19 protein-coding genes are annotated in these 21046 nt (G+C 73.3%); 12 read left to right on the top strand and 7 right to left on the bottom strand.

Translation table 11 applies throughout. The features are described from left to right. Positions 1-5 precede the first annotated feature (5 nt). Positions 6-1556, bottom strand: coding sequence for an aldehyde dehydrogenase (NADP(+)) (locus CP981_RS09400; protein ID WP_085928244.1), 1551 nt, complete (start codon positions 1554-1556; stop codon positions 6-8). 138 nt (positions 1557-1694) lie between these two features. Here CP981_RS09400 and CP981_RS09405 point away from each other — a divergent pair, with 138 nt between their 5' ends. The 3 genes from CP981_RS09405 to CP981_RS09415 all read left to right on the top strand — a co-directional run bounded on the left by CP981_RS09405 (position 1695) and on the right by CP981_RS09415 (position 4962). Next, complete coding sequence (locus CP981_RS09405) at positions 1695-2465, top strand: IclR family transcriptional regulator (RefSeq protein WP_085928223.1); 771 nt, start codon at positions 1695-1697, stop codon at positions 2463-2465. Positions 2466-2881: 416 nt separating this feature from the next. Continuing rightward, complete coding sequence (locus tag CP981_RS09410; protein ID WP_244329603.1) at positions 2882-4171, top strand: sensor histidine kinase; 1290 nt, start codon at positions 2882-2884, stop codon at positions 4169-4171. Positions 4172-4251: 80 nt separating this feature from the next. After that, positions 4252-4962: a response regulator transcription factor gene (locus CP981_RS09415; RefSeq protein WP_085928222.1), complete on the top strand. Its 711-nt coding sequence runs from the start codon at positions 4252-4254 to the stop codon at positions 4960-4962. Between the two features lie 24 nt (positions 4963-4986). On the opposite strand, the gene CP981_RS09420 is transcribed toward CP981_RS09415, so the two are convergent. Continuing rightward, on the bottom strand, positions 4987-5967 hold the full coding sequence (locus CP981_RS09420; protein WP_280116700.1) for a 5-dehydro-4-deoxyglucarate dehydratase: 981 nt from the start codon (positions 5965-5967) through the stop codon (positions 4987-4989). Between the two features lie 240 nt (positions 5968-6207). Here CP981_RS09420 and CP981_RS09425 point away from each other — a divergent pair, with 240 nt between their 5' ends. The 4 genes from CP981_RS09425 to CP981_RS09440 all read left to right on the top strand — a co-directional run bounded on the left by CP981_RS09425 (position 6208) and on the right by CP981_RS09440 (position 9903). Then, positions 6208-7026, top strand: coding sequence for an NAD-dependent epimerase/dehydratase family protein (locus CP981_RS09425; RefSeq protein ID WP_085927716.1), 819 nt, complete (start codon positions 6208-6210; stop codon positions 7024-7026). A gap of 116 nt (positions 7027-7142) precedes the next feature. Next, positions 7143-7415 (top strand): GlsB/YeaQ/YmgE family stress response membrane protein, encoded by a 273-nt coding sequence (locus CP981_RS09430; RefSeq protein WP_085927717.1) that lies wholly within the window; start codon positions 7143-7145, stop codon positions 7413-7415. 76 nt (positions 7416-7491) lie between these two features. Further along, entirely contained in the window at positions 7492-8748 is a 1257-nt protein-coding gene (locus CP981_RS09435) for a TerD family protein (protein ID WP_085927718.1), read from the top strand. A 276-nt stretch (positions 8749-9024) separates the two neighbouring features. Beyond that, complete coding sequence (locus CP981_RS09440) at positions 9025-9903, top strand: class I SAM-dependent methyltransferase (protein WP_085927719.1); 879 nt, start codon at positions 9025-9027, stop codon at positions 9901-9903. A gap of 19 nt (positions 9904-9922) precedes the next feature. Here CP981_RS09440 and CP981_RS09445 read toward each other — a convergent pair whose 3' ends face one another. Together CP981_RS09445 and CP981_RS09450 are read right to left on the bottom strand one after the other, a co-directional pair. Beyond that, a complete protein-coding gene (locus CP981_RS09445) occupies positions 9923-11374 on the bottom strand; it encodes an alkaline phosphatase PhoX (protein ID WP_085927720.1) in 1452 nt (483 codons plus the stop codon). Between the two features lie 122 nt (positions 11375-11496). Beyond that, on the bottom strand, positions 11497-12537 hold the full coding sequence (locus tag CP981_RS09450) for a helix-turn-helix domain-containing protein (protein ID WP_085927721.1): 1041 nt from the start codon (positions 12535-12537) through the stop codon (positions 11497-11499). Between the two features lie 96 nt (positions 12538-12633). Here CP981_RS09450 and CP981_RS09455 point away from each other — a divergent pair, with 96 nt between their 5' ends. After that, positions 12634-13530: an alpha/beta hydrolase gene (locus tag CP981_RS09455; protein WP_085927722.1), complete on the top strand. Its 897-nt coding sequence runs from the start codon at positions 12634-12636 to the stop codon at positions 13528-13530. Positions 13531-13633: 103 nt separating this feature from the next. Continuing rightward, on the top strand, positions 13634-14020 hold the full coding sequence (locus CP981_RS09460; protein ID WP_085927723.1) for a cupin domain-containing protein: 387 nt from the start codon (positions 13634-13636) through the stop codon (positions 14018-14020). A gap of 58 nt (positions 14021-14078) precedes the next feature. Here the strand turns inward: CP981_RS09460 and CP981_RS09465 are convergent, their stop codons facing one another. Then, a complete protein-coding gene (locus CP981_RS09465) occupies positions 14079-15590 on the bottom strand; it encodes a hypothetical protein (RefSeq protein ID WP_085927724.1) in 1512 nt (503 codons plus the stop codon). A 284-nt stretch (positions 15591-15874) separates the two neighbouring features. Here CP981_RS09465 and CP981_RS09470 point away from each other — a divergent pair, with 284 nt between their 5' ends. From CP981_RS09470 to dapA, 3 genes are all read left to right on the top strand, one after another. Beyond that, positions 15875-17713 carry an endonuclease/exonuclease/phosphatase family protein gene (locus tag CP981_RS09470; protein WP_085927725.1) on the top strand — a complete coding sequence of 613 codons (1839 nt, stop codon included), beginning with the start codon at positions 15875-15877 and terminating at the stop codon, positions 17711-17713. Positions 17714-17838: 125 nt separating this feature from the next. Continuing rightward, entirely contained in the window at positions 17839-17988 is a 150-nt protein-coding gene (locus tag CP981_RS37610; protein ID WP_167536074.1) for a hypothetical protein, read from the top strand. Positions 17989-18134: 146 nt separating this feature from the next. After that, entirely contained in the window at positions 18135-19091 is a 957-nt protein-coding gene (gene dapA / locus CP981_RS09475; RefSeq protein WP_085927726.1) for a 4-hydroxy-tetrahydrodipicolinate synthase, read from the top strand. Here the strand turns inward: dapA and CP981_RS09480 are convergent. Next, the gene (locus CP981_RS09480; RefSeq protein ID WP_085927727.1) at positions 19003-19947 is read right to left on the bottom strand and encodes an EI24 domain-containing protein; all 945 of its coding nucleotides are present in this window, start codon (positions 19945-19947) and stop codon (positions 19003-19005) included. The two genes, dapA and CP981_RS09480, sit on opposite strands and share 89 nt — an antisense overlap. A 100-nt stretch (positions 19948-20047) precedes the next feature. After that, positions 20048-21043: a 2,3,4,5-tetrahydropyridine-2,6-dicarboxylate N-succinyltransferase gene (gene dapD / locus CP981_RS09485; protein WP_085927728.1), complete on the bottom strand. Its 996-nt coding sequence runs from the start codon at positions 21041-21043 to the stop codon at positions 20048-20050. Between the last annotated feature and the right edge of the window lie 3 nt (positions 21044-21046).

The raw sequence follows: 21046 nt of genomic DNA on the forward strand, positions 1-21046 counted from the left end.
GGTCGCTATGCGCCCTCGGCGCGGCCGTCGACCCGGCGCGGCAGACCGAGCGGGTTGTCCTCGCGCAGCTCGGGCGGCAGCAGCGCGGGCGGAGTGTCCTGGTAGGCGACCGGGCGCAGCCAGCGTTCCACGGCGCTGCCGCCGACGGAGGTGGACGTGGAGGTGGTGGCCGGGTAGGGGCCGCCGTGGTGCTGGGCGGGGGCGACCGCGACGCCGGTCGGCCAGCCGTTGACGACCACCCGGCCGGCGAGCGGGGTGACCTCGGCCAGCAGCCGGGCGCCGCGGCCCGCGGCATCGGTGCCGGCGCTCTCCGCGTCGCCGAGCTGAAGGGTCGCGGAGAGATTGCCGGGGAGCCTGGCGAGCACGGCGCCGATCTCGGCCTCGTCGCTGTAGCGGGCGACGACGGTGACCGGGCCGAAGCACTCCTCCAGGAGCAGGTCGTGCGGCCCTTCGGCGGCCAGGTGGGCGGCGGGGACGGCGAGGAAACCGGCGCTGACGGTGTGCTCGCTGCCCGCGCCGGGGGTGACCGGCGCGTGGACACCGGGGAGCGCGGCGCGGGTGCGGACCCCGTCGAGGAACGCCTCGCGCATCCGGTGGTCGAGCAGCACCCCGGCCTCGGTGTCGCTGACCGCCGCGGTCAGCGCCGTCAGCAGCCGGTCGCCGGTCTCGCCGCCGGGCGCCAGGACCAGGCCCGGCTTGACGCAGAACTGGCCGACGCCGAGGGTCATCGACCCGGCCAGCCCGGCCCCGATCTGCTCGGCGCGCTCGGCGGCCGCGGCCTCCGTGATCACGACGGGGTTGAGGCTGCCCAGCTCGCCGTGGAAGGGGATCGGGTGCGGGCGGCAGGCGGCCGCGTCGTACAGGGCACGGCCGCCGCGCACCGAGCCGGTGAAGCCTGCCGCGCTGATCAGCGGGTGGCGCACCAGGTCGATACCGGCCTGGAAGCCGTGCACCAGATTGACCACGCCCTCCGGCAGGTCAACCTCCCTGGCGGCGCGGTGCAGCAGCGCGGCACACAGCTCGGAGGTCGCCGGATGGTCCGGGTGTGCCTTGACGACGACCGGGCAGCCGGCCGCGAGGGCACTGGCGGTGTCCCCGCCCGGTACCGAGAAGGCGAGCGGGAAGTTGCTGGCGGCGTAGACGGCGACGGGGCCCAGCGGGATCTTGTAGCGGCGCAGGTCGGGCCGGGGCGGGGTGAGTCCGGGGTCGGCGTGGTCGATCAGTACGTCGAGGAACGCGCCGTCCTCGACCAGGTCCGCGAAGGCCCGCAACTGGTAGGTGGTACGGGCGAGTTCGCCGGTGAGCCGGCCGGGGCCGAGCGCGGTCTCGGCGTCGGCGGCCTCGATGACCGCCTCACCCGCCTCGTCCAGCAGATCGGCGGAGCGGCGCAGCAGGGCGGCGCGTACGGTGCGGTCGGCCAGTGCGCCACGGGCGGCGTGTGCGGTGCGGACCGCGGTGTCCACCTCGTCGGCGGTGGCTTCCACCGCAACCTGTTCCCGCTGCTTCCCGGTTCGGGGGTCGACACTCCAGACTGGTGCTGCTGCTGTCGCTGCCACCGTGCATTCCTCCCGGGCGATGCTGCCGAGTCGTTCCGCGCCTTGCCGCACACCGGATCACGTTCGATATCGTGAACGCTGTTCCAGATGATGAACAACTGGGACTCTATGGCGGTCCGAACAGAGGGGTCAAGGGCGATGTCAGCTGCCGAAACCGGTGGATCGCAGGTCAAATCCGCGGTGCGGACGGTGGAGTTGCTCGAGTACTTCGCGGGTCGTCCCGGCATGCACAGTCTGGCCTCGGTCCAGGAATCGGTCGGCTACCCGAAGTCCAGCCTCTACATGCTGCTGCGCACCCTCGTCGACCTGGGCTGGGTCGAGACCGACACGACCGGCACCCGCTACGGCATCGGAGTGCGCGCGCTGCTCGTCGGCACCTCGTACATCGACGGCGACGAGGTGGTGGCCGCGGCCCGGCCGACGCTGGACCGGCTCTCCGACGACACCACCGAGACCATTCACCTCGCCCGGCTCGACGGCACCAACGTCGTCTATCTCGCGACCCGGCAGTCCCAGCACTATCTGCGCCCCTTCACCCGCGTCGGCCGGCGGCTTCCGGCGCACTCCACCTCGCTGGGCAAGGCGCTGCTCGCCACGTACACCGACGAGCAGGTCCGGGCGATGCTGCCGCCGGCCCTCGCCCCGCTGACCGAGCACACCCTCACCGACCGCGAGCAGCTGATCGAGGAGCTGCACGCGGTACGTGAACAGGGCTGTGCGGTCGACCGCGAGGAGAACACCCTGGGCCTGCGCTGCTTCGGTGTCGCGATCCCCTACCGCACCCCGGCGCGGGACGCGATCAGCTGCTCGGTGCCGGTGGCCCGGCTGACCCCGGGGCACGAGCAGATGATCAAGGAAGCGCTGTTCGACGCCCGCGACCGGCTGACGCTGGCGACCCGGCGGTTGTGAGGGGGAGGGCCGGAGCGGGTGAGGCCGGACGGGATCGGTTGAGGTGGGTTGCGGCCGGTTGAAGCCGTTTGAGGCCGGGGCCGGTTGAGTGCTCCTCCCCCGCGCGGCGGAGGGGGATCGTCAGTGGGGGCGAGGCGCTGCGGAGCGGCGGCCGGGAGGCTGGGCGCCATGAGCATCCGGAGAGGCCACGCCGCGCGGGCCCCGTACGCGGCCGCCCTGCCGCCCGTCATACGCCCGGCGGGTCGTGCCACCCGGCCCGTGGGGCGCCTGGCTCCGCCGACCGCTACGACAGCGGAACCGAAGCCGTCCCCACCGTTGAGGAGCTCCACTTACGCTGTGCGGATGAGCGTCGGGACAAGAGTGGCGGGGGCCGGGGCCCGTTTCTTCGCCGTACGTGAGGCCGCCCGGTGCTGCTGATGGGCCGGCGCTGGGTCCATCTGGTGCTGGGCGGCGCGCTGTTGATGCCGTTCTTCCTGCTGACCTCGGTCGTCGTGCCGCTGCTCGCGGACGGCGCCAACCCGTTCCTCGACGTGGGCTGGCAGTTCGTCGCGTTCGGCGGTGCGCTGCCGCTGGCCGCCCTGGCCGCGCTGCTCTTCCCGCTGCTGCGGCCGCTGGAGGTGGCCGCCGTACGGTCGCTGTGCGGGGTGCCCGCGGAGCTGCTGGCCGAGGGGCCGGCGGTCTCCTGGGCGGCCCGGCGGCGTACGGCGCTGTGGTTCGTGGCGCATCTGCTGGCCGGCGGGATCGTCAGCGGGATGACGCTGTCCGCGCCGCCGGCCGCGGTGGTTCTGTTGTTGCTGCCGTTCGCCGACCCCCTGCGGCACACCTCGCTGCCGGACGCCTTCCACGGCGTGCTGGGCCCGCTCACGGGGCTGGCGCTGCTGGCCCTGGTGGTGGGCACGGCCTGGGGGGCGGGGGCGCTGCTGGGCCGCGCCGCCCCCGTGCTGCTGGGCCCCACACCGGCCGACCGGCTGGCGGCCGCCGAGCGCCGGGCCGCCGAACTGGCGTCCCGCAACCGGCTGGCCCGCGAACTGCACGACGCGGTCGGCCATGCGCTGAGCGCGGTCACTCTCCAGGCGGGCGCGGCCCGCCGGGTCCTGGACACCGACCCGGAGTTCGCCCGCCGGGCGCTGGCCGCCATCGAGGAGACCACCCGCGACGCGGTCGCCGAACTGGACACCGTCCTCGGGCTGTTGCGGGAGGAGGACGGCAGCGATCCGGCCGCGCCCGCGCCCACCCTGGACGGTCTGGAGGCGCTGCTCGGCCGCACCCGGGCGGCGGGCGTACCGGTAGAGGCGACGGTGGAGGGGCCGTGCGCGGGGCTGGCGCCGGTGGTCTCCCGGGAGGCCTACCGGATCGTGCAGGAAGGCCTCAGCAACGCACTGCGGCACGCCGGTCCGGTGCCGGTCCGGCTGCATCTCGGCGTCCGGGACGGCGAGTTGCTGATACGGGTGGAGAATCCGGTGGCGGGGGCGGTGGCCGGTGCGGCGGCGGCCCGGCCGGGTGGGGGCCGCGGGCTGCGCGGGATCGCCGAGCGCGCACGGCTGCTGGGCGGTGCGGCCACGGCGGCGGAACGGGACGGCGTATGGCGGCTGACAGCCCGGCTACCACTGACGGGGGCGGGGACGGGGACGGTCACGGGGGCAGAGGCGGGGACAGGGGCAGAGGCAGGGACGGGCACAGAGGAATGGCGAGCGGGCGGCGGATGACAGACGATCGACGGCCGGGAACGGTGGGCGAGGCGGCGGATGACAGACGACCGACGGCCGGGAACGGGGACGAGCGGGGCATGACCACGACGCAGGACGACGACCAGCGGGGCCACCACGGGGAGGCCCCCCGCCCCCTCCGTATCGTGCTCGCCGACGACGAGCAGATGGTGCGCTCGGCGCTGCGCGCGATCCTGGGTGCCGAGGGCGATATGGAGGTCGTCGGCGAGGCGGCGACCGGCGCCGAGGCGGTGCCGCTGATCCGTGAACTGCGCCCGGACATCGTGCTGATGGACGTCCGGATGCCGGAGATCGACGGGATCCGGGCGACCGAGCAGGTGCTCGCCGGGATGGACCGGCCGCCGCGCATCATCGTGGTGACGACCTTCGAGAACGACGCCTACGTCTATGACGCGCTGCGGGCCGGTGCCAGCGGGTTCCTGCTCAAGCGGTCCGGCGCGGAGGACCTGGTGCAGGCCGTACGGCTGGTGGCGCGCAGCGACTCGCTGCTGTTCCCGGCCGCGGTGCGCCAACTGGCCGCCCGGCACGCCGCACAACGGGCCGCGGACGACGCCGTGCGGACGCTGCGGGCCCGGCTGTCCGAGCGGGAGCGGGCCGTGCTGCGCCTGATGACGGCCGGAATGACGAATGCCGAGATCGCGGACCGGCTCGGAGTGGGCCCGGCCACGGTCAAGACACATGTGGCGGGCGTGCTCGCCAAACTCGGTGTACGGGACCGGACCCAGGCGGTGATCGCCGCGTACGAGTGCGGGTTTGTGCGGCCGGGATGAGAGCCGGGGGGACGGCGTGCCCCCTCACCCGCCACCCCCCACCCCCTCCGCCACCAGCCGCAAGCCACGTTCGACCAGCCCCGCCAGCTCCTTCACATGTGCAGGCGACGGTTCGCTGAGCGGTGGCCGGACCGGGCCGACGTCGCGGCCGCGCAGGCGTACGCCCGCCTTGACGAGCGAGACGGCGTAGCCGTGGCCCTGGTTGCGGAGTTCGGCCAGGGGCCGGTAGAAGCCGTCGAGCAGCCGCTGCACGGTGGTGTCGTCGCCGGTGTTCAGCGCGCGGTGGAAGGCCAGGGCGATCTCGGGGGCGAAGGCGAAGACCGCGGAGGAGTAGTGCTGGACGCCCAGGGCCCGGTAGGCGGGTGCGGTGAGTTCGGCGGTGGGCAGGCCGTTGAAGTAGCGGAAGTTCTCGTCGGGGGCCTCGGTGCGGACGGTGCTGATGATGCGCTGGAGCAGATCGAGGTCGCCCACCCCGTCCTTGAGGCCGATGATGCCGGGGGTCCTGGCCAGGGCGGCGACGGTGGCGGGGGCGAAGACGGCGTTGTCGCGCTGGTAGACGATGACCGGGAGCGGGGTGGCGGCGGCGAGCTCGGTGTAGTGCGCCAGCAGCCCCTGCTGGCCGGGGACGACGAGATAGGGCGGCAGGGCGAGCAGCCCGTCGGCGCCCGCGGCGTGCGCGAGCCCGGCGAACTGTGCGGCGAGCGCGGTGCCGTAGCCCGTGCCGGCGATCACCGGGACCCGGCCCGCGGCCTCCTGGACCGCGGCCGCGACGCAGTCCGCGAACTCCCCGGGGGTGAGCGCGTGGAACTCGCCGGTGCCGCAGCAGGCGAAGACGGCGGCCGCGCCCGCGTCGATGCCGTCGCGTACATGGGCGCGGAAGGCGGCCGGGTCCGGGGCGCCGTCCGGTCCGTACGCGGTCACGGGGAAGAACAGGGGGCCGTCCAGGCGGTCGGCGAGCCGGCGCTGCTGCCTCCCGGCGGTGGCGGGGGGAGGGGCTGAGGTCACGGGCGCTCCCTGGCGTGCCTGTGCATATTCATGATCGACGTCCATATTTCTGAACGGCGCCACGCTAGGGCAGCCGCACCGCGGTGGTCAAGGTGCCACAACTGCCGCGCCACAAGCCGTTTCACACCACCCGTCAAGCGTCTTGACCGGCCGAGATCCGGCTTCCTACGGTCGGTGTCCAGCCATCTGAATGACGTCCGCAACCGCGGCCCTGCCGCACGGCCGGAGGAGTCGCCGCCCATGACCGCACCCCGCACCGTCCTGCTCACCGGCGCCGCCGGCGGCGTCGGCACCCTGATGCGCGAGCTGCTGCCGCCGTACGGCTACCGGCTGCGCCTCTTCGACCAGCGAACCATCGAGACCACAGACGGCGAACCGGACGCGATCACCGCCGAGTTGGCCGATACGGAGGCGCTGCGCGCGGCGGTGGACGGGGTCGACGCGATCGTGCACCTCGCCGGTATCTCCCTGGAAGCCCCGTTCGAGCAGATCCTGCGCGCCAATATCGAGGGCACCTACCGTCTTTACGAGGCGGCCCGCGCGGCAGGTGTCCGCCGGGTCGTCTTCGCCTCCTCCAACCACGCCGTCGGCTTCACCCCGCGCCCCGCGGACGGCTCCGGCGCCATCCCCGTCGGCACACCCCGCCGCCCCGACACCTACTACGGCCTGTCCAAGGGCTTCGGCGAGGATCTCGCCTCGCTCTACTGGGACCTGCACGGCATCGAGACCGTCTCGGTCCGGATCGGCTCCTGCTGCCCGGAGCCGACCTCGGTACGGATGCTGTCGATCTGGCTGAGCCCGGCCGACTGCGCACGGCTGCTGGACGCCGCGCTCACCGCGCCCGGCGTGGGCCACACCGTCGTCTACGGCTCCTCCGCCAACACCCGTCTGTGGTGGGACCTGTCGACCGCCCGCGCGCTGGGGTACACCCCGCGGGACGACTCCGAGCCGTACGCGGCGGAGCTGCTCGCCGCCCAGGGCGCGCTGGACCCCGGCAACCCCGCCCACGCCCATCTCGGCGGCTCCTTCTGCACCGACCCGCCCCGGTGGCCGCACTGACCGGCGCGCCCCACGGCCGTACCGGGCACCCCACGGGCCACGCCACGGAACCCGTGCCGCCCACCAGGCGTCCTCGTCTACGTACCGACTCTCCGCGCAGGAACGAGGAACGCATCATGGGCATCGTCAGCTGGCTCGTACTCGGGCTGATCGCGGGCGTCATCGCCAAGGTTCTGCTGCCGGGACGGGACCCGGGCGGGATCGTCGGCACGACCCTGATCGGCATCGTGGGGTCCTTCATCGGCGGCTGGCTCTCCACCAAGTTTCTGCACGAGCCGATCCCGAAGGACTTCGGCGAGCCGAGAATGTGGGTCGCCTCGATCGCCGGGGCCCTGGTCCTGCTGATCGCCTACCGGCTGCTCTTCGGCAACTCCCGCGAACGGCGGTGAACGGGCCGGGCCGCCATCCGGCCGCAGGTAATGGAACCGCAAAGGCGCGCCGATCGTTGAGCCCGGCATGACCGCTATGACTCCTGGCTCGAACCTCCCGCTCAGTGCCGTGCGGGTGGCGGTGGACGTCACCGCCCCCGTGCGGCTGGACGTCTCGGGCCTGCTGCTGGCCGCCGACGGCAAAGTGCGCTCCGACGACGACTTCGTGTTCTACAACCAGCCCGCCGGGCCGGGCGTGACGCACTCCGCGGCGGCCGGCGGCGGCGACACCATCACGGTGGACACCGCCGCGGTGCCCGACGGCATCGAGAAGATCGTGGTCACCGCGAGCCTGGACGCCCCCGGCGCGACCTTCGCCGGCACCGAACCGACCGGCACGGTCCGCAACGCCGACGACGGCAGCGTCCTCGCCTCCTTCACCCCGCCGCAGCTCGGCACCGAGACCGCGCTGGTGGTCGTCGAGATCTACCGCCGGGCCGGCGCCTGGAAGGTCCGCGCGGTCGGCCAGGGCTACGCCAACGGCCTGGCGGGGATCGCCACCGACTTCGGCGTCAGCGTGGAGGAACCGGCCGCACCGGCCGCGGCCCCGCAGGCACCGGCCGCACCCGCCGCCCCGCAGGCACCCCCCGCTCCCCCGGCCGCGGCCCCGGCGCCCGCAGCACCCACCGGCCAGTGGGGACCGCCCACCGGCGCCCCGGCCCCGGTCGCGCCCCCGGCCCCCGCCGCTGCCGCCCCCGCCCCGGCCGCCGCCCCGGGCAAGATCAACCTCGACAAGGGCCGCGTCAGCCTCCAGAAGAACCAGACCGTCTCCCTGGTCAAGGGCGGCCGTCCGCTGCTCAGCTCGGTGCGGATGGGCCTCGGCTGGGAGCCCGCCTTCCGCAGCAAGAGCATCGACCTCGACGCCTCCGTGATCGCCTACGGCCCGGACCGCAAGAAGGTCGACAACTGCTTCTTCGGCAAGCTGATGATCCTGGGCGGCGCGATCCAGCACTCCGGCGACAACCTCACCGGTGAGGGCGCCGGCGACGACGAGGCGATCACCGTCCACCTCGGCGGGCTGCCCCCGGAGGTCACGGGCCTGGTCTTCGTCGTGAACTCCTTCTCCGGCCAGAAGTTCTCCGATGTCGCCAAGGCGTACTGCCGCCTGCTGGACGCCCAGAGCGGCGAGGAGCTGGTCCGTTTCGACCTCACCCACTCGGAGCCCCGTACGGGCGTGATGATGGCCAAGCTCATCCGCCAGTTCTCCGGCGAGTGGGAGATGACCGCACTGGGCGAGTATGTCGACGCCCGCACGGTCCGCGGCATGGTCAAACCGGCCGGCCAGGCCCTGTGATCCGACGACGCCCGCTTCCCCGACGGCCCCGCCGCCGCCAGGGAGGCGGGCCGCGGCGCCTCACCCGCGCGGCGCCACCGCCACGGACGCCCTTCCCTGGTGCGTCAACGGGCCAGGACCGAGAATTGTGTCGTCCGTATCGACGAGCTCAGCAGCCTCTCCTCCCCCGTCCACCGGCCCCCGGATCCCGCCCTCTCCGCCACGCCCTTCCGCCTCGCCCCGTCACGGCAGAGCCCGTCACGGCATGTCCCCCACGGCACGCACGAGGAGCGTTCGATGACGCAGCAGCCGCCGCCGGCCGGCCCCGCGGACCCCCCGGACGGCCCAGCACCCCCGGACCTTCCGGAGCGGGTCGCGCGGGTCTACGGCGAGTTCGACCTCAGCACCGTCCCCGCCTTCGCCGGCGGCTTCATCAACTTCGGGTACTGGACGGGTCTGCCCGGCCCCGCGGACCGCGAGCTGACCACGGCCGACCGGGTGCGCAGCGAGGAGGATCTCTACCGCCTGGTGCTGGGCACCTTCGACCGGCCGCGGGGCCGCACCGCCCTGGACGTCGGCTGCGGACGCGGGCTGGGCTGTGCGCTGGCGCTGCGGGAGTTCGGGCTGGAGCCGGTCATCGGGCTGGACGCGCACCCCGACCAGATCGCCCGTGCCCGGGACGCCAACGCGGACCTGCTCCCTGCGGCCGGGGGCTCCCCCGGCCGGCTGGAGTTCCTGCTGGGCGCGGCCCAGCGCATCCCGCTGCCCGACGGCTCCGTGGACTGTCTGTTCTCGGTAGAGGCGGCGCAGCACTTCCGCGATCTGCCCGGTTTCGCCCGGGAGGCCGCGCGGGTGCTGCGCCCCGGCGGCCGGCTGGCGCTGACCACGTTCTTCGCCCGCACCCGGGCGGCCGCCCGCGCCCTGCCCGAGCTGCTGCCCCCGTACGCCGACGGCCTGGACGTCCCGCATGTGGTCGACGAGGTCGCCGCGTCACTGACCGCGGCGGGGCTGCGGGAGGTGCGGGTCCGGCCGATCGGCGACGGGGTCTGGGAGCCCTACGACCGCTATATGGCCCAGCAGCCGGAGCTCCGCGACGACGAGTGGCCGCGCCGCTATCTGACGGCGTATGAGACCGGTCTGCTGGACTACTACCTGCTGACGGCGGCGGCCGGCTGAGCCGCCGCCGGACGGCCGGCTAGCGCTGGCGGCGCTGCCGCTTCCACGGCCCGGTGATGGCCAGCATGATGCCGGGCTCCTGGATGTTGGCGAACAGCGTCCGCCCGTCCGGGGAGAACACCGGGCCGGTGAACTCGCTGAACTCGGGCTCGGCCGCGGTACCGATGTTGAGCTCGTTACGGGCGATCGGGTAGGTCCGGCCGTCGTCGGTGGCCCCGAAGAGGTGCTGGACGCCCTCGCCGTCCTCGGCGATGATCAGCCCGCCGTAGGGCGAGACGGTGATGTTGTCGGGACCGTCCAGCGCGCCGTCCTTGGCCGGGTCCGGGTTGACGCCCAGCAGCACTTTCAGCGTCAGGGTCCGCCGCCGGGGGTCGTAGAACCAGACCTGGCCGTCGTGCTGGACCGGGCTCTCGTCACGGGCGTACGAGGACACCACATACGCGCCGCCGTCCGCCCACCACAGGCCCTCCAGCTTGCGGGCGCGGGTGATCTCGCCGTCCGTGAACTGCTTGCGCACCGAGACCTTGCGGGCGTCGCGGTCGGGGACCTCGACCCAGTCGACGCCGTAGACGGTGCCGGTCTTGGTGGCGCGGGAGAGGTCGTCGACGAACCGGCCGCCGGAGTCGAAGCACTTGAAGGCCTCCAGCACCCCCGAGTCACCGGCGAGCGAGCGCAGCTGCCCGCGGCCGTGGCGGAAACCGTGCGGCGGGGTCCAGCGGTAGAAGAGGCCGTTGGGGCCGGAGGCGTCCTCGGTCAGGTAGAGGTGGCCGCGCTTGGGGTCGACGACGACGGCCTCGTGGGCGTAGCGGCCCAGCGCCTTGACGGGCTTGGGGTCGCGGCCGGCCCGGCGGTCGTGCGGGTCGACCTCGAAGACATAGCCGTGGTCCTTGGTCATGCCGTGCTCGCCGGCCTTGTCCTCGGTCTCCTCGCCGGTGAGCCAGGTGCCCCAAGGGGTGGTGCCGCCCGCGCAGTTGGTGGAGGTACCGGCGATGCCGACCCACTCGCCGACCGGGCTGCCGTCCTTGGCGACCTCGACGACGGTGCAGCCGCCGGACGCCGCCGGGTCGTAGACCAGTCCTTCGGTCAGCGGCACCGGGTGCGGCCAGTCGGCGCGCGGGCCCTTCAGCTCGTGGTTGTTGACCAGGAGGGTGGTGCCGCGGTGGCCCTCGAAGGTGCCGGTGCCGTCGTGATTCGAGGGGGTGGACTCACCGCTGTCGAGCTTAGTGACCCCGGTCCGGGTGATGATCCGGTACGAGAACCCGGCGGGCAGCGCGAGCAGGCCCTCCGGGTCCGGGATCAGCGGGCCGTAGCCGACACCGTGCCCGTCCGCCGCGTCGTCCGGGCCGCCGGCCGGTGCCTCCGCGCCGATGGCTCCGGGCGCGGTGGCCAGCACGCCGACGCTGCCGGCCAGGGCGACCCCGGCACCGGTGAGGGCGGAACGCTTGGCGAAGTCTCTGCGGGTGAGCGGCATTGTCATCTCCTGGATGGCCGGATTCTTCTCCCCTTGCCTGCGGGCACACGCTCTCGTGCGCCGCCGAACTCCAGTTGAACGCGATGCGACATCCGGGCAGCGGTTGCCACCGGGCCGCTCCCTCAGCCGTCGAGCAGCCGCCAGGCGGTGAGGGCGAGCCCGGCCCGGGTCAGTCCGGTGGGCTCGGTGAGGTCGATGCCCAGGATCTTGCCGATCTGTTCCAGCCGCCGGGCGACGCTGCTGTGGTGCAGGTGGAGCAGGTCGGCGGCGCGGCGCAGGGAGCCGGCGGCGCAGTAGGTGTCCAGCGTCTCCAGGTCCGCCGGGCGGCCGGCGATCCGGGCGATGGCGGCCACATCGGCGTTGTCCCGCGCGGTGTCCCGGGGTATCTCGGCCAGCAGTGCCAGTGCGCCCAGGTCGGCGTAGCGGATGACCGGTTCGCGCGGGCTGGTGAAGCGGAGGGCGGTACGGGCCTCCCGCCAGGACCGGTCGGGGCGCGCGGCGGCGCCGAGGCCGGCGCGTACACCGGCCGGAATCCGCGTCCGGTCCACGGTGGTGGCCAGGATGACGCCCACATCGGCGAGGGGCGCGGCCTTCACCGGGCGGGCCGGGCAGAGCAGCCCGCCGATCCGGTCGAGCGGCAGCGGCGACCGTACGGCGACGACCTGGACCGGCAGGTCGGCGGCGAAGCCCAGGAGCCGCAGCGCCCGGGCCCGGGCCGCCTCGTCGCTGTCGGCGCTGATCGCCAGCTCGACCAGGGCGGGGTCGGCCATGGTGGTGCGGGCCGGGCCGTAGCGCTCGACGACCGCCGCGACGGCGAGGGCGAGCCGCTCCAGCAGCAGCTCGTCGAGGTTCGGCGCGCCCGGCGGGCCGGGGCGCTCCAGCCACACCGTGCCGATCTCCTCCTCGTCGAGGGTGATCGGTGCCGTGGTGGACGCCGGTGGCGCCGGAGCGGCCGCCGCCGTGCCGTCGGGCGAGAAGCGGATCACCTGCCCGGTGCCGTGCAGCCGGATCCCGGTCACGCACTCGGCCAGGCCCGCCGAGGCCCGGGCGAGCGCCGGGAGATCCACCCGTCGGCGCATCAGGGTGTCGTAGAACATGACGACGCGGATCGCGCCCTCGCCTTGCGCATCCAGTTGCGACAGCCGTGCGGCCAGTGCCTCCATGTGCCGAGGATAGGCGCCGACCGGCGGGCAACTCGGGCGGGATGGCCGACAGTTGGCGGATGATCCGGTGGGCCGGCAACGGTGAGGATGGCCGACATGGATCCCGAACTCGAAGCATTCATCCCGCTGTTCCCCCGGGCCGATCTGACGGACCCGGTCACCGAGCGCAAGAACTTCGCCGACCTGGCCGCCGCGGTCCCGGCGCCGGACGTCACCCGCCTGGACATCGAGGACCGCACGGTGCCCGCCGATCCGGACGTGCCGGTGCGGATCTACCGCCCGCGCGAGGCCCAGGGCGCCGTCGTCTGGCTGCACGGCGGCGGATTCGTCATGGGTGACCTGGAGACCGAGCACCCCTGGGCGGCCCGGATGGCGGACCTCTCCGGCACGGTGGTGATCTCGGTGGGCTACCGGCTGGCCCCCGAGCATCCGTACCCGGCCGCCCTGGACGACGCGTACGCCGTACTGGCCTGGACGGCGGAGCACGCGGCCGGGCTCGGCATCGACCCGGAGCGGATCGCGGTCGGCGGGCACAGTGCGGGCGCGGGGCTCGCGGCGGCGCTGGCGTTGCGGGCGCGCGACCGGCAGGGGCCGCCGATCCGCTACCAGCTGCTCAATCAGCCCGGACTCGACGACCGGCAGGAGACCTGGTCGCAGCGGCACTTCACCGATACGCCCTGGATGAACCGCGACAAGGTCACCGCCTCCTGGCGGCACTACCTGGGCGGCGCCCCCGCCACACCCGACGCCGCCCCCGCACGGGCCGCCGACCTCTCCGGCCTGCCCGCCGCCTATATCGCCACCGCCGAACTCTGCCCGAACCGCGACGAGGACATCACCTACGCGCTGCGCCTCCTACAGGCCGGCGTCTCGGTCGAGCTGCATCAGTGGCCCGGCACCTTCCACGGCTCGCAGGCGATCCTGTCCGCCGAGGTGTCCCAGCGCCAGATCGCCGAACTCGGTGCCGTCCTGCGCCGCGCCCTGGCCGAGTGAGACGGCCGCGAACGGCCGCCCCCGTGCCACCACCCCACCGCCCGAAAACCCGTCGCCCGAAAACCCACCGTCTGAATACCCACCGCTGGAAGGACCTCCCGGCATGACCGTCACCCCGATCGATCTCTTCAGCTCCTTCCTCCACCTCGACGACCGCCGGGTGCGCGCCGAGCCGCCCTCGTTCGACGCCGAGCGCGACGGCTGGCAGCTGATGACCTTCCATGTGGAGACCGACGCCGATCTCCACGCCGACCACTGGGAAGTCCACCCCGACGCGGAGGAACTCGTCTCCTGCCTCACCGGCGGTATCCGCCTCGTCCTCCGCCCGGAACAGCCGGGAGACCCGGAGGAGGAGATCGCGCTGACGCCCGGCACCGCGGTCATCGTGCCGCGCGGGCGGTGGCACCGCCTCGCCCTGGACGCCCCCGGCGACATCATGTCCGTCACCCTGCCGCGGGGCAGCCGCCTGGAGAAGCGGAGCGCGGGTTAGCGGGCGTGTCCGGCGGATCGGGGCTGCCCCTGGTCCGCCGGACACGCCCGGACAAGCCCTAGCCCGACCGTCGCGACCGCGCCTTGAACGCGGCCTTGCGGGCCTCCTTGGCGGCCTTCTTGTCCGGGTGCAGGCGGCCCATGGCCTCCAGGACGTCGGCGGTGGCCGGGTGGTCCACCCGCCAGGCGGTGTCGAAGAACCCGCTGTGCTGTTCGGTCAGGCCCTGTACGAGGTCGCGCAGCTCGGTCGAGGCGTCCTCGTCGACGCTGTCCAGCTGGGCCGCGATGGTGTCCACCGTCAGCCAGAAGATCAGCTCCTGGGACGGCTCGGGGATGCCGGGCAGCGCGCGCTCGGCGAGCCAGACCCGGGCCAGGCCGCCGAGCTGCCGGTCGTCGAGCACCTCACGCAGCGCGGCCTCGGCGTCCGGCGAGACCAGCGAGAGGGTCTGCTGGGCGGCGAGCCGGCGCCGCGGGGCGCGCTCGTCGTCCCCGCGGGCGGCGGTGAGCAGGTCCCGGGCGGCGTCCACGGGCGTACGGGCGGCGAGCCAGAGCTCGGACTCGGCCTGGGCGAGCGCCTCGGGGTAGTCGGGCAGCGCGTCCAGGAGGACATCGGAGCCCTTGTCGGTGAGGTCGCCGACCGCGGGGGCGTGGACGCCCGCGTCCAGCATCCGGGCGCGTACGGCGTAGACACCGAGCGGGGTGAGGCGGACCAGGCCGTAGCGGGAGACGTCCTCGTCGGTCAGCGGCTCGTCGGAGGTCCCCCGGGGCTTCTGGGGAAGGGCCGTCTCGCCGTCCTCGTCCAGCTCCTCGATGAGTGCCTCGTCGACGGGCTGGTAGGCGACCAGACCGATCGGTTCCAGCACCCGGAACTGGTCGTCCAGGCGCATCATCGCCTCGGAGACCTCTTCGAGGACATCGTCCGTGGGCTCGTCCATATCGTCCGGGACGATCATGGAGGCGGCCAGCGCGGGCAGCGGAACCTCCTGGTCAGGGCGCTCGTTCAGGGCCGTGAGCAGATAGAGGTTGCCGAGGATGCCGTCCAGCAGCTCGGCCTCCTCCTCGGGGTTCCAGTCGAGCGCGTCCAGATCCAGTTCGCCGCCCTCGGTGAGCTGGTCGGCGAGGTCGGCGAGGTCGGGGGCGGCCGCGTCGGCGAGCACGGTCTCCATGCCGCCGAGCCAGATGTCGAGGATGTCCTGCGGGCTGCCGGAGGTGAGCAGGCCCAGCTCCTCGCCGGGGGTGGCGATCCCGGCCATGGCGTCGTCGGGCAGGTCGGCGCCGTCCTCGCTCTCCTCGGTCTCGGTGATCTCCACGAGTCCGGTGTCCACCGCGAGCTGCCAGGCCTCGGCGGTGTAGGCGGGGCCGTCCTCGTCACCGGCCAGGCCGAGGTGTTCGGTGGCGGCGGCCAGCGGCTCTTCCAGGATCTGGCCGCCGACGCCGACCGGGACGCCGGGCTCGGCCCAGCGGGCGAGCTTCGCGGCGCGGGCCATCAGGGGGGCGCTCAGCGCGTCCCGGGCCAGTTCCGCTTCGGAGTGCAGCCGCACCGGCGGCAGGGTGGGGCGGTCTGCGGACATCGGGTGCTCAGCTCCTCGGACGGACTACGGCTGGGGATACTCCTCCAGCTACCGCTGGGGGAACCCCCACCCAGCGGTGGCTGGGGTGTGCGCCGCCCAAGCGTAGACGGAATTCTCCGTATCTCGGACGGTTCACCCCCGCGCCCCCTTCTGGTTACCCGCAGAAGCTTGACAACTCCCGTGCGTGCACAAGAGATTGACGCAGATCGACGCGCGTAGCGTGCGCCGGTCCCGCTTCGTATCGACGTTGCCCCAGCCACCCCCCAAACCCCTCGGAGGCATCCATGCCGTCCCGTCGCTCGCTCCGCAGACCGGTCACCGTCGCCGCGGTGGTCTGCGCCGCCCTGGCCGGCGGACTGCTGACCGCCACCCAGTCCGCCTCGGCAGCCGGCGCCCGGATCCACGACATCCAGGGCAGCACCCGCATATCCCCGCTGGCCGGGCAGCAGGTCAGCGAGGTGCCCGGTACGGTCACCGCGATCCGCTCGTTCGGCTCGGCGCGCGGCTTCTGGGTGCAGGACCCGCACCCGGACCGCGACCCGGCCACCAGTGAGGCGGTCTTCGTCTTCACCGGCAAGGAGACGCCGAAGGTCACGGTCGGTGACGCGGTCACTTTCTCCGGCACGGTCAGCGAGTACTACCCCGGCGGCAAGGACGCCGGTCTCCAGTCGGTCACCGAGATCACCGATGCGACCTGGAAGACGGTCTCCGCCGACGCCCCGCTGCCGGCCGTCTTCCCGCTCAACCCGGCCTCGGTGCCGAATCGTTACGCCCCGAACGCGGGCGGCAAGAGCATCGAGTCCCTGAAGCTGCGCCCCGGCTCGTACGCCCTGGACCGCTACGAGTCGCTGGAGGGCATGCGCGTAGCGGTGGCGGACGCGCCGGTCGTCGGGGCGACCAACACCCATCACGAGCTGTGGGTGACCGCCGAGCCGCGGCACCACCGCACGGCCCGCGGCGGCACGCTCTACCGCTCGTACGCGGACCCCAACGGCGGCCGGGTCAAGGTGGCGTCGCTGATCCCGTTCGCGCAGCAGCCGTTCCCGGTGGCCGATGTCGGCGACGCGCTGACCGGCACCACCGCCGGGCCGCTGGACTACGACAGCTTCGGCGGATACACCCTTCAGGCCACCGAGCTGGGCAAACTCGCCGACAAGGGCCCGGAGCCGGAGAAGACCCGCAAGCAGAAGTCCGACGAGCTGGCGGTGGCGACCTACAACGTCGAGAACCTCTCCCCCAGCACCCCGCAGGCCAAGTTCGACCGGCTGGCCAAGGGGCTGGTGGAGCACCTCGCCACCCCCGATGTGGTCGCACTGGAGGAGGTCCAGGACGACAACGGCCCCAAGAACAACGGGGTGGTGACCGCCGGGGAGACCCTCAAGAAGCTCACCGAGGCGATCAAGGCGGCCGGCGGCCCGGCGTACGAGTGGCGGCAGATCGACCCGGTCGACGGCCAGGACGGCGGCCAGCCCGGCGGCAACATCCGGGTGGCGTTCCTGTTCAACCCCGAGCGGGTCTCGTTCACCGACATCAAGGGCGGGGACGCCACGACACCGGTGAAGGTGGTCGACGACCACGGCAAGGCCACACTGTCCGCGTCCCCGGGCCGGATCGCGCCGGACGACCCTGCGTGGAAGACCAGCCGCAAGCCGCTGGTCGGCCAGTTCTCGCTGAAGAGCCGCCCGGGGAGCCGGGTGTTCGTGATCGCCAACCACTTCAACTCCAAGGGCGGCGACCAGGGTCTGGACAGCCGGTTCCAGCCGCCGGCCCGCAGCTCGGAGACCCAGCGCACCGCCCAGGCCGGGCTGGTGAACACGTTCGTCAAGGAGTTGCTGGCGAAGGACCCGAAGGCCGCGGTGGTGGTCGCCGGTGACCTCAACGACTACCAGTTCTCGCCGGCCCTGAAGTCCCTCACCGCCGGGGGTGTGCTCACCGATCTGGTCGGCCGGCTGCCCGCCGCGGAGCGCTACGGCTATGTCTACAACGGCAATTCGCAGGTGCTGGACCACATGCTCACCAGCCGCCGGCTGACCCGCGCCGACTACGACATCGTGCACCTCAACTCCGAGTACGCCGACCAGGCCAGCGACCACGATCCGCAGGTGCTGCGGATCCGCCCGTAGCACGGCGGAAGGTCACCGCACGTGACTCCCTCGTCACCCGTCCGGCCCACGCCCGGGGGCCAACTGCCGCCGGGGGTGCGGTACTGGGCAGGTAAGCACCATTCGGCGAGACATAGGGAGTCATCATGCCGAAGTCCCAGAACCGTAAGTCGGGCAACAAGGACCGTGCCGCCGAGAGGCGCGCCGACCAGCGGAAGCCGAAGTCGTCGGAGGAGTCCGCTTCCGAGCGGACCCAGGACCTGAAGCGTTCGCGGAACGGCCTGACTGGCGCGTGATGGGCCTGTGATGCCCGAGCGGCCGTCGCACCGAAGGGTGCGGCGGCCGCTTCGCGTTTCCGGGCCGCACTGGCGTAGCGATGCTTAACAAACCCAGCAGTACAACTAAGTGGACGTGAATTATGAGGCGCCCTCACACTCCTGGCATGACCACCCTGACCGCCCCCCGCACCGCCGCGCCGCCCTTCGGGCGCACCGCGGCCGCCATGATCACCCCGTTCACCGCCGACGGCGCGCTCGACCCGGACGGCGCGCAGCAGCTCGCCACCCGCCTCGTCGACGACGGCGGCTGCGACGCACTGGTGCTGAGCGGCACCACCGGGGAGTCCCCGACCACGTCGGACACCGAGAAGGAGACCCTGCTGCGGGCCGTGGCCGAGGCCGTCGGCGACCGGGCGCGGATCATCGCGGGGGTCGGCACCAGCGACACCCGGCACACCGTCTCCCTGGCCCGCGACGCCGAACGGGCGGGCGCCCACGGCCTGTTGGTGGTCACGCCGTACTACTCGCGGCCCACCCAGGAGGCCGTCGGCCATCATCTGCGGACGGTCGCGGACGCCACCGGACTGCCGGTGATGCTCTACGACATCCCGGGCCGCACCGGCACCGCGCTGAGCACCCGGACCCTGCTGCGGCTGGCCGCCCATCCGCGGATCGTGGCGGTCAAGGACTGCGGCTACGACCCGCTGAAGACGGCGAAGGTGCTGGCCGCGACGGACCTGGCCTACTACGCGGGCTGCGATGAACAGATCCTGCCGCTACGGGCCCTCGGCGGCGCCGGCTGCGTCAGCACGGTCGCCAATGCCGCACCCCGGGCGGTGCGCGCCGTACTGGACACCTATGACGCCGGCGACACGGCCGCTGCGGCCCGCCGTCAGCTCGCCCTGGTCCCGCTCATCGAGGCGGTGACCGGCGGGGAAGCCCCCGGCACGGTCACCACGAAGGCGCTGCTCCAGCACCTCGGGCTGCCCGCGGGACCGGTGCGCGGCCCGCTGCTGGCGGCCGACGCCGAGCTCACCAGCCGGCTGGTGGACGCGCTGCGGACGACCCTGGACCGGACTGCTGATGCGGATACCGCGGTGCCTGCGGGGGTCCCTGGTTAGGCGGGAAGGGGGCGGGCGGCGGCCCGAAGCCGCCCGGCGCGCCCGGCTGCCCGTACGGAGCCGCGGTCTGGTCCGGTCCGGCGGCCGCCGCGCCCCGCTCCGGCTCGGACGGCTCGTCCGGGCCCGGCACCAGGTCACGGACGAGCAGCGTCGCACCGGCGACCGCGCCCGGCATCAGCACCACCGCGACGAACGGGATCAGGAACAGCAGCACGATGGGGGTGCCGAAGCCGACCGCGAGGCCCTTGCGGCCGCGCAGCAGCCGGAGCCGCTCGCGCACCGGGATGTCCCGGCGCTGCATGGCCACCGAGGTCAGCTCGACGGCGAGGAAGAAGCCGGAGACACAGAAGCCGATCACGGGGATCACGGTCTGCCCGATGAACGGGATGAACCCGAGGACGAAGAGCAGGAGGCCGAAGCCGGCGGCGCGCAGCAGCACATGCACGCTGTCCCGCAGCGCGATCCAGATCTCCTGCCAGAGCGGCCGGTCCGGGGACGGCGGGCAGTGCCCCTCGGACTCCTCGACCTTCTCCGAGAGCGACTCGTAGAACGGGTCGCCGATCAGCAGGGTGGCCGCGGTGAACGTCAGCACCGACAGCATCAGCCCGCCGGCGAACAGCAGCGCCACGAACACCCCGCGCAGCAGCCCCTGCCAGGGCGAGCCCCAGCCGTCGGCGAACGGCGTCGCCCAGGCCGCGATATCGCCGGACCAGATGGCCAGCACGGTGAGCACCGCGGCATACAGCACCAGGGCGATCAGCGCCGGAATCAGCCCGAATCCCCACCACCGGCCGTGCTGGGCGACCCAGCGCTGCCCCTTGCCCAGATACCGCATCCCCGCTACAAGATCACGCATGGCGCAAGCTTATCGGCGGCCGGCCGGGCCGGTGAGCGGGGTGACGGCAACAGCGCGGCCCGGCGGGACACCCGCCGGGCCGTGGTGTGACCGTGACCGCTCAGTTGTGGCTGTGCAGCACCTCGTTGAGGCCGCCCCACTCCGCCTTGTTCGGGCGGGCCTCGACGGTTCCGGTGGTGGAGTTGCGGCGGAAGAGGATGTTGTCCGCGCCGGAGAGCTCCAGGGCCTTGACGATCTGGCCGTCGGGCAGCGTGACCCGGGTGCCCGCGGTGACGTACAGACCGGCCTCGACGACGCACTCGTCGCCCAGCGCGATCCCGATACCCGACTCGGCGCCGAGCAGGCAGCGCTCGCCGATCGAGATGATCTGCTTGCCGCCGCCGGAGAGGGTGCCCATGGTGGAGGCGCCGCCGCCGATGTCGGAGCCGTCGCCGATGACCACACCCGCGCTGATCCGGCCCTCGACCATGGAGGTGCCCAGCGTCCCGGCGTTGAAGTTGACGAAGCCCTCGTGCATGACCGTGGTACCGGCCGCGAGGTGCGCGCCCAGCCGCACCCGGTCGGCGTCCGCGATCCGCACACCGGTGGGCGCGACATAGTCCGTCATCCGCGGGAACTTGTCGATGCCGGTGACCATCAGATGCAGGCCCTCGGCACGGGCGTTCAGCCGCACCGTCTCCACCCGGTCGACGGCCACCGGGCCCAGCGAGGTCCAGGCGACGTTGGCCAGCAGGCCGAAGACGCCCTCCAGGTTCTGCCCGTGCGGCTTGACCAGCCGGTGGCTGAGCAGGTGGAGGCGCAGGTACGCGTCATGGGCGTCCAGCGGCTTGTCGTCGAGGGAGCCGATGACCGTGCGGACGGCGACGACCTCGACCTCGCGGACCGGGTCGGGACCGATCGCCTTGAGCACGGCGGCGCCCAGCAGTTCGGTGGCGCGCTCGTCGTCGAGGCGCTCGGTGCCGGCGGGGCCCAGGCCGTCGGCGGCGGCCAGCTGGGGCGCCGGGAACCAGGTGTCGAGAACGGTGCCGTCGGAGGTGACGGTGGCGAGCCCGGCGGCGACGGCGCCGGTCGTACGGGAGGTAGCAGCTTCGGTCATGTT

Source organism: Streptomyces platensis (assembly GCF_008704855.1).
In the GTDB taxonomy this organism is placed as follows: domain Bacteria; phylum Actinomycetota; class Actinomycetes; order Streptomycetales; family Streptomycetaceae; genus Streptomyces; species Streptomyces platensis.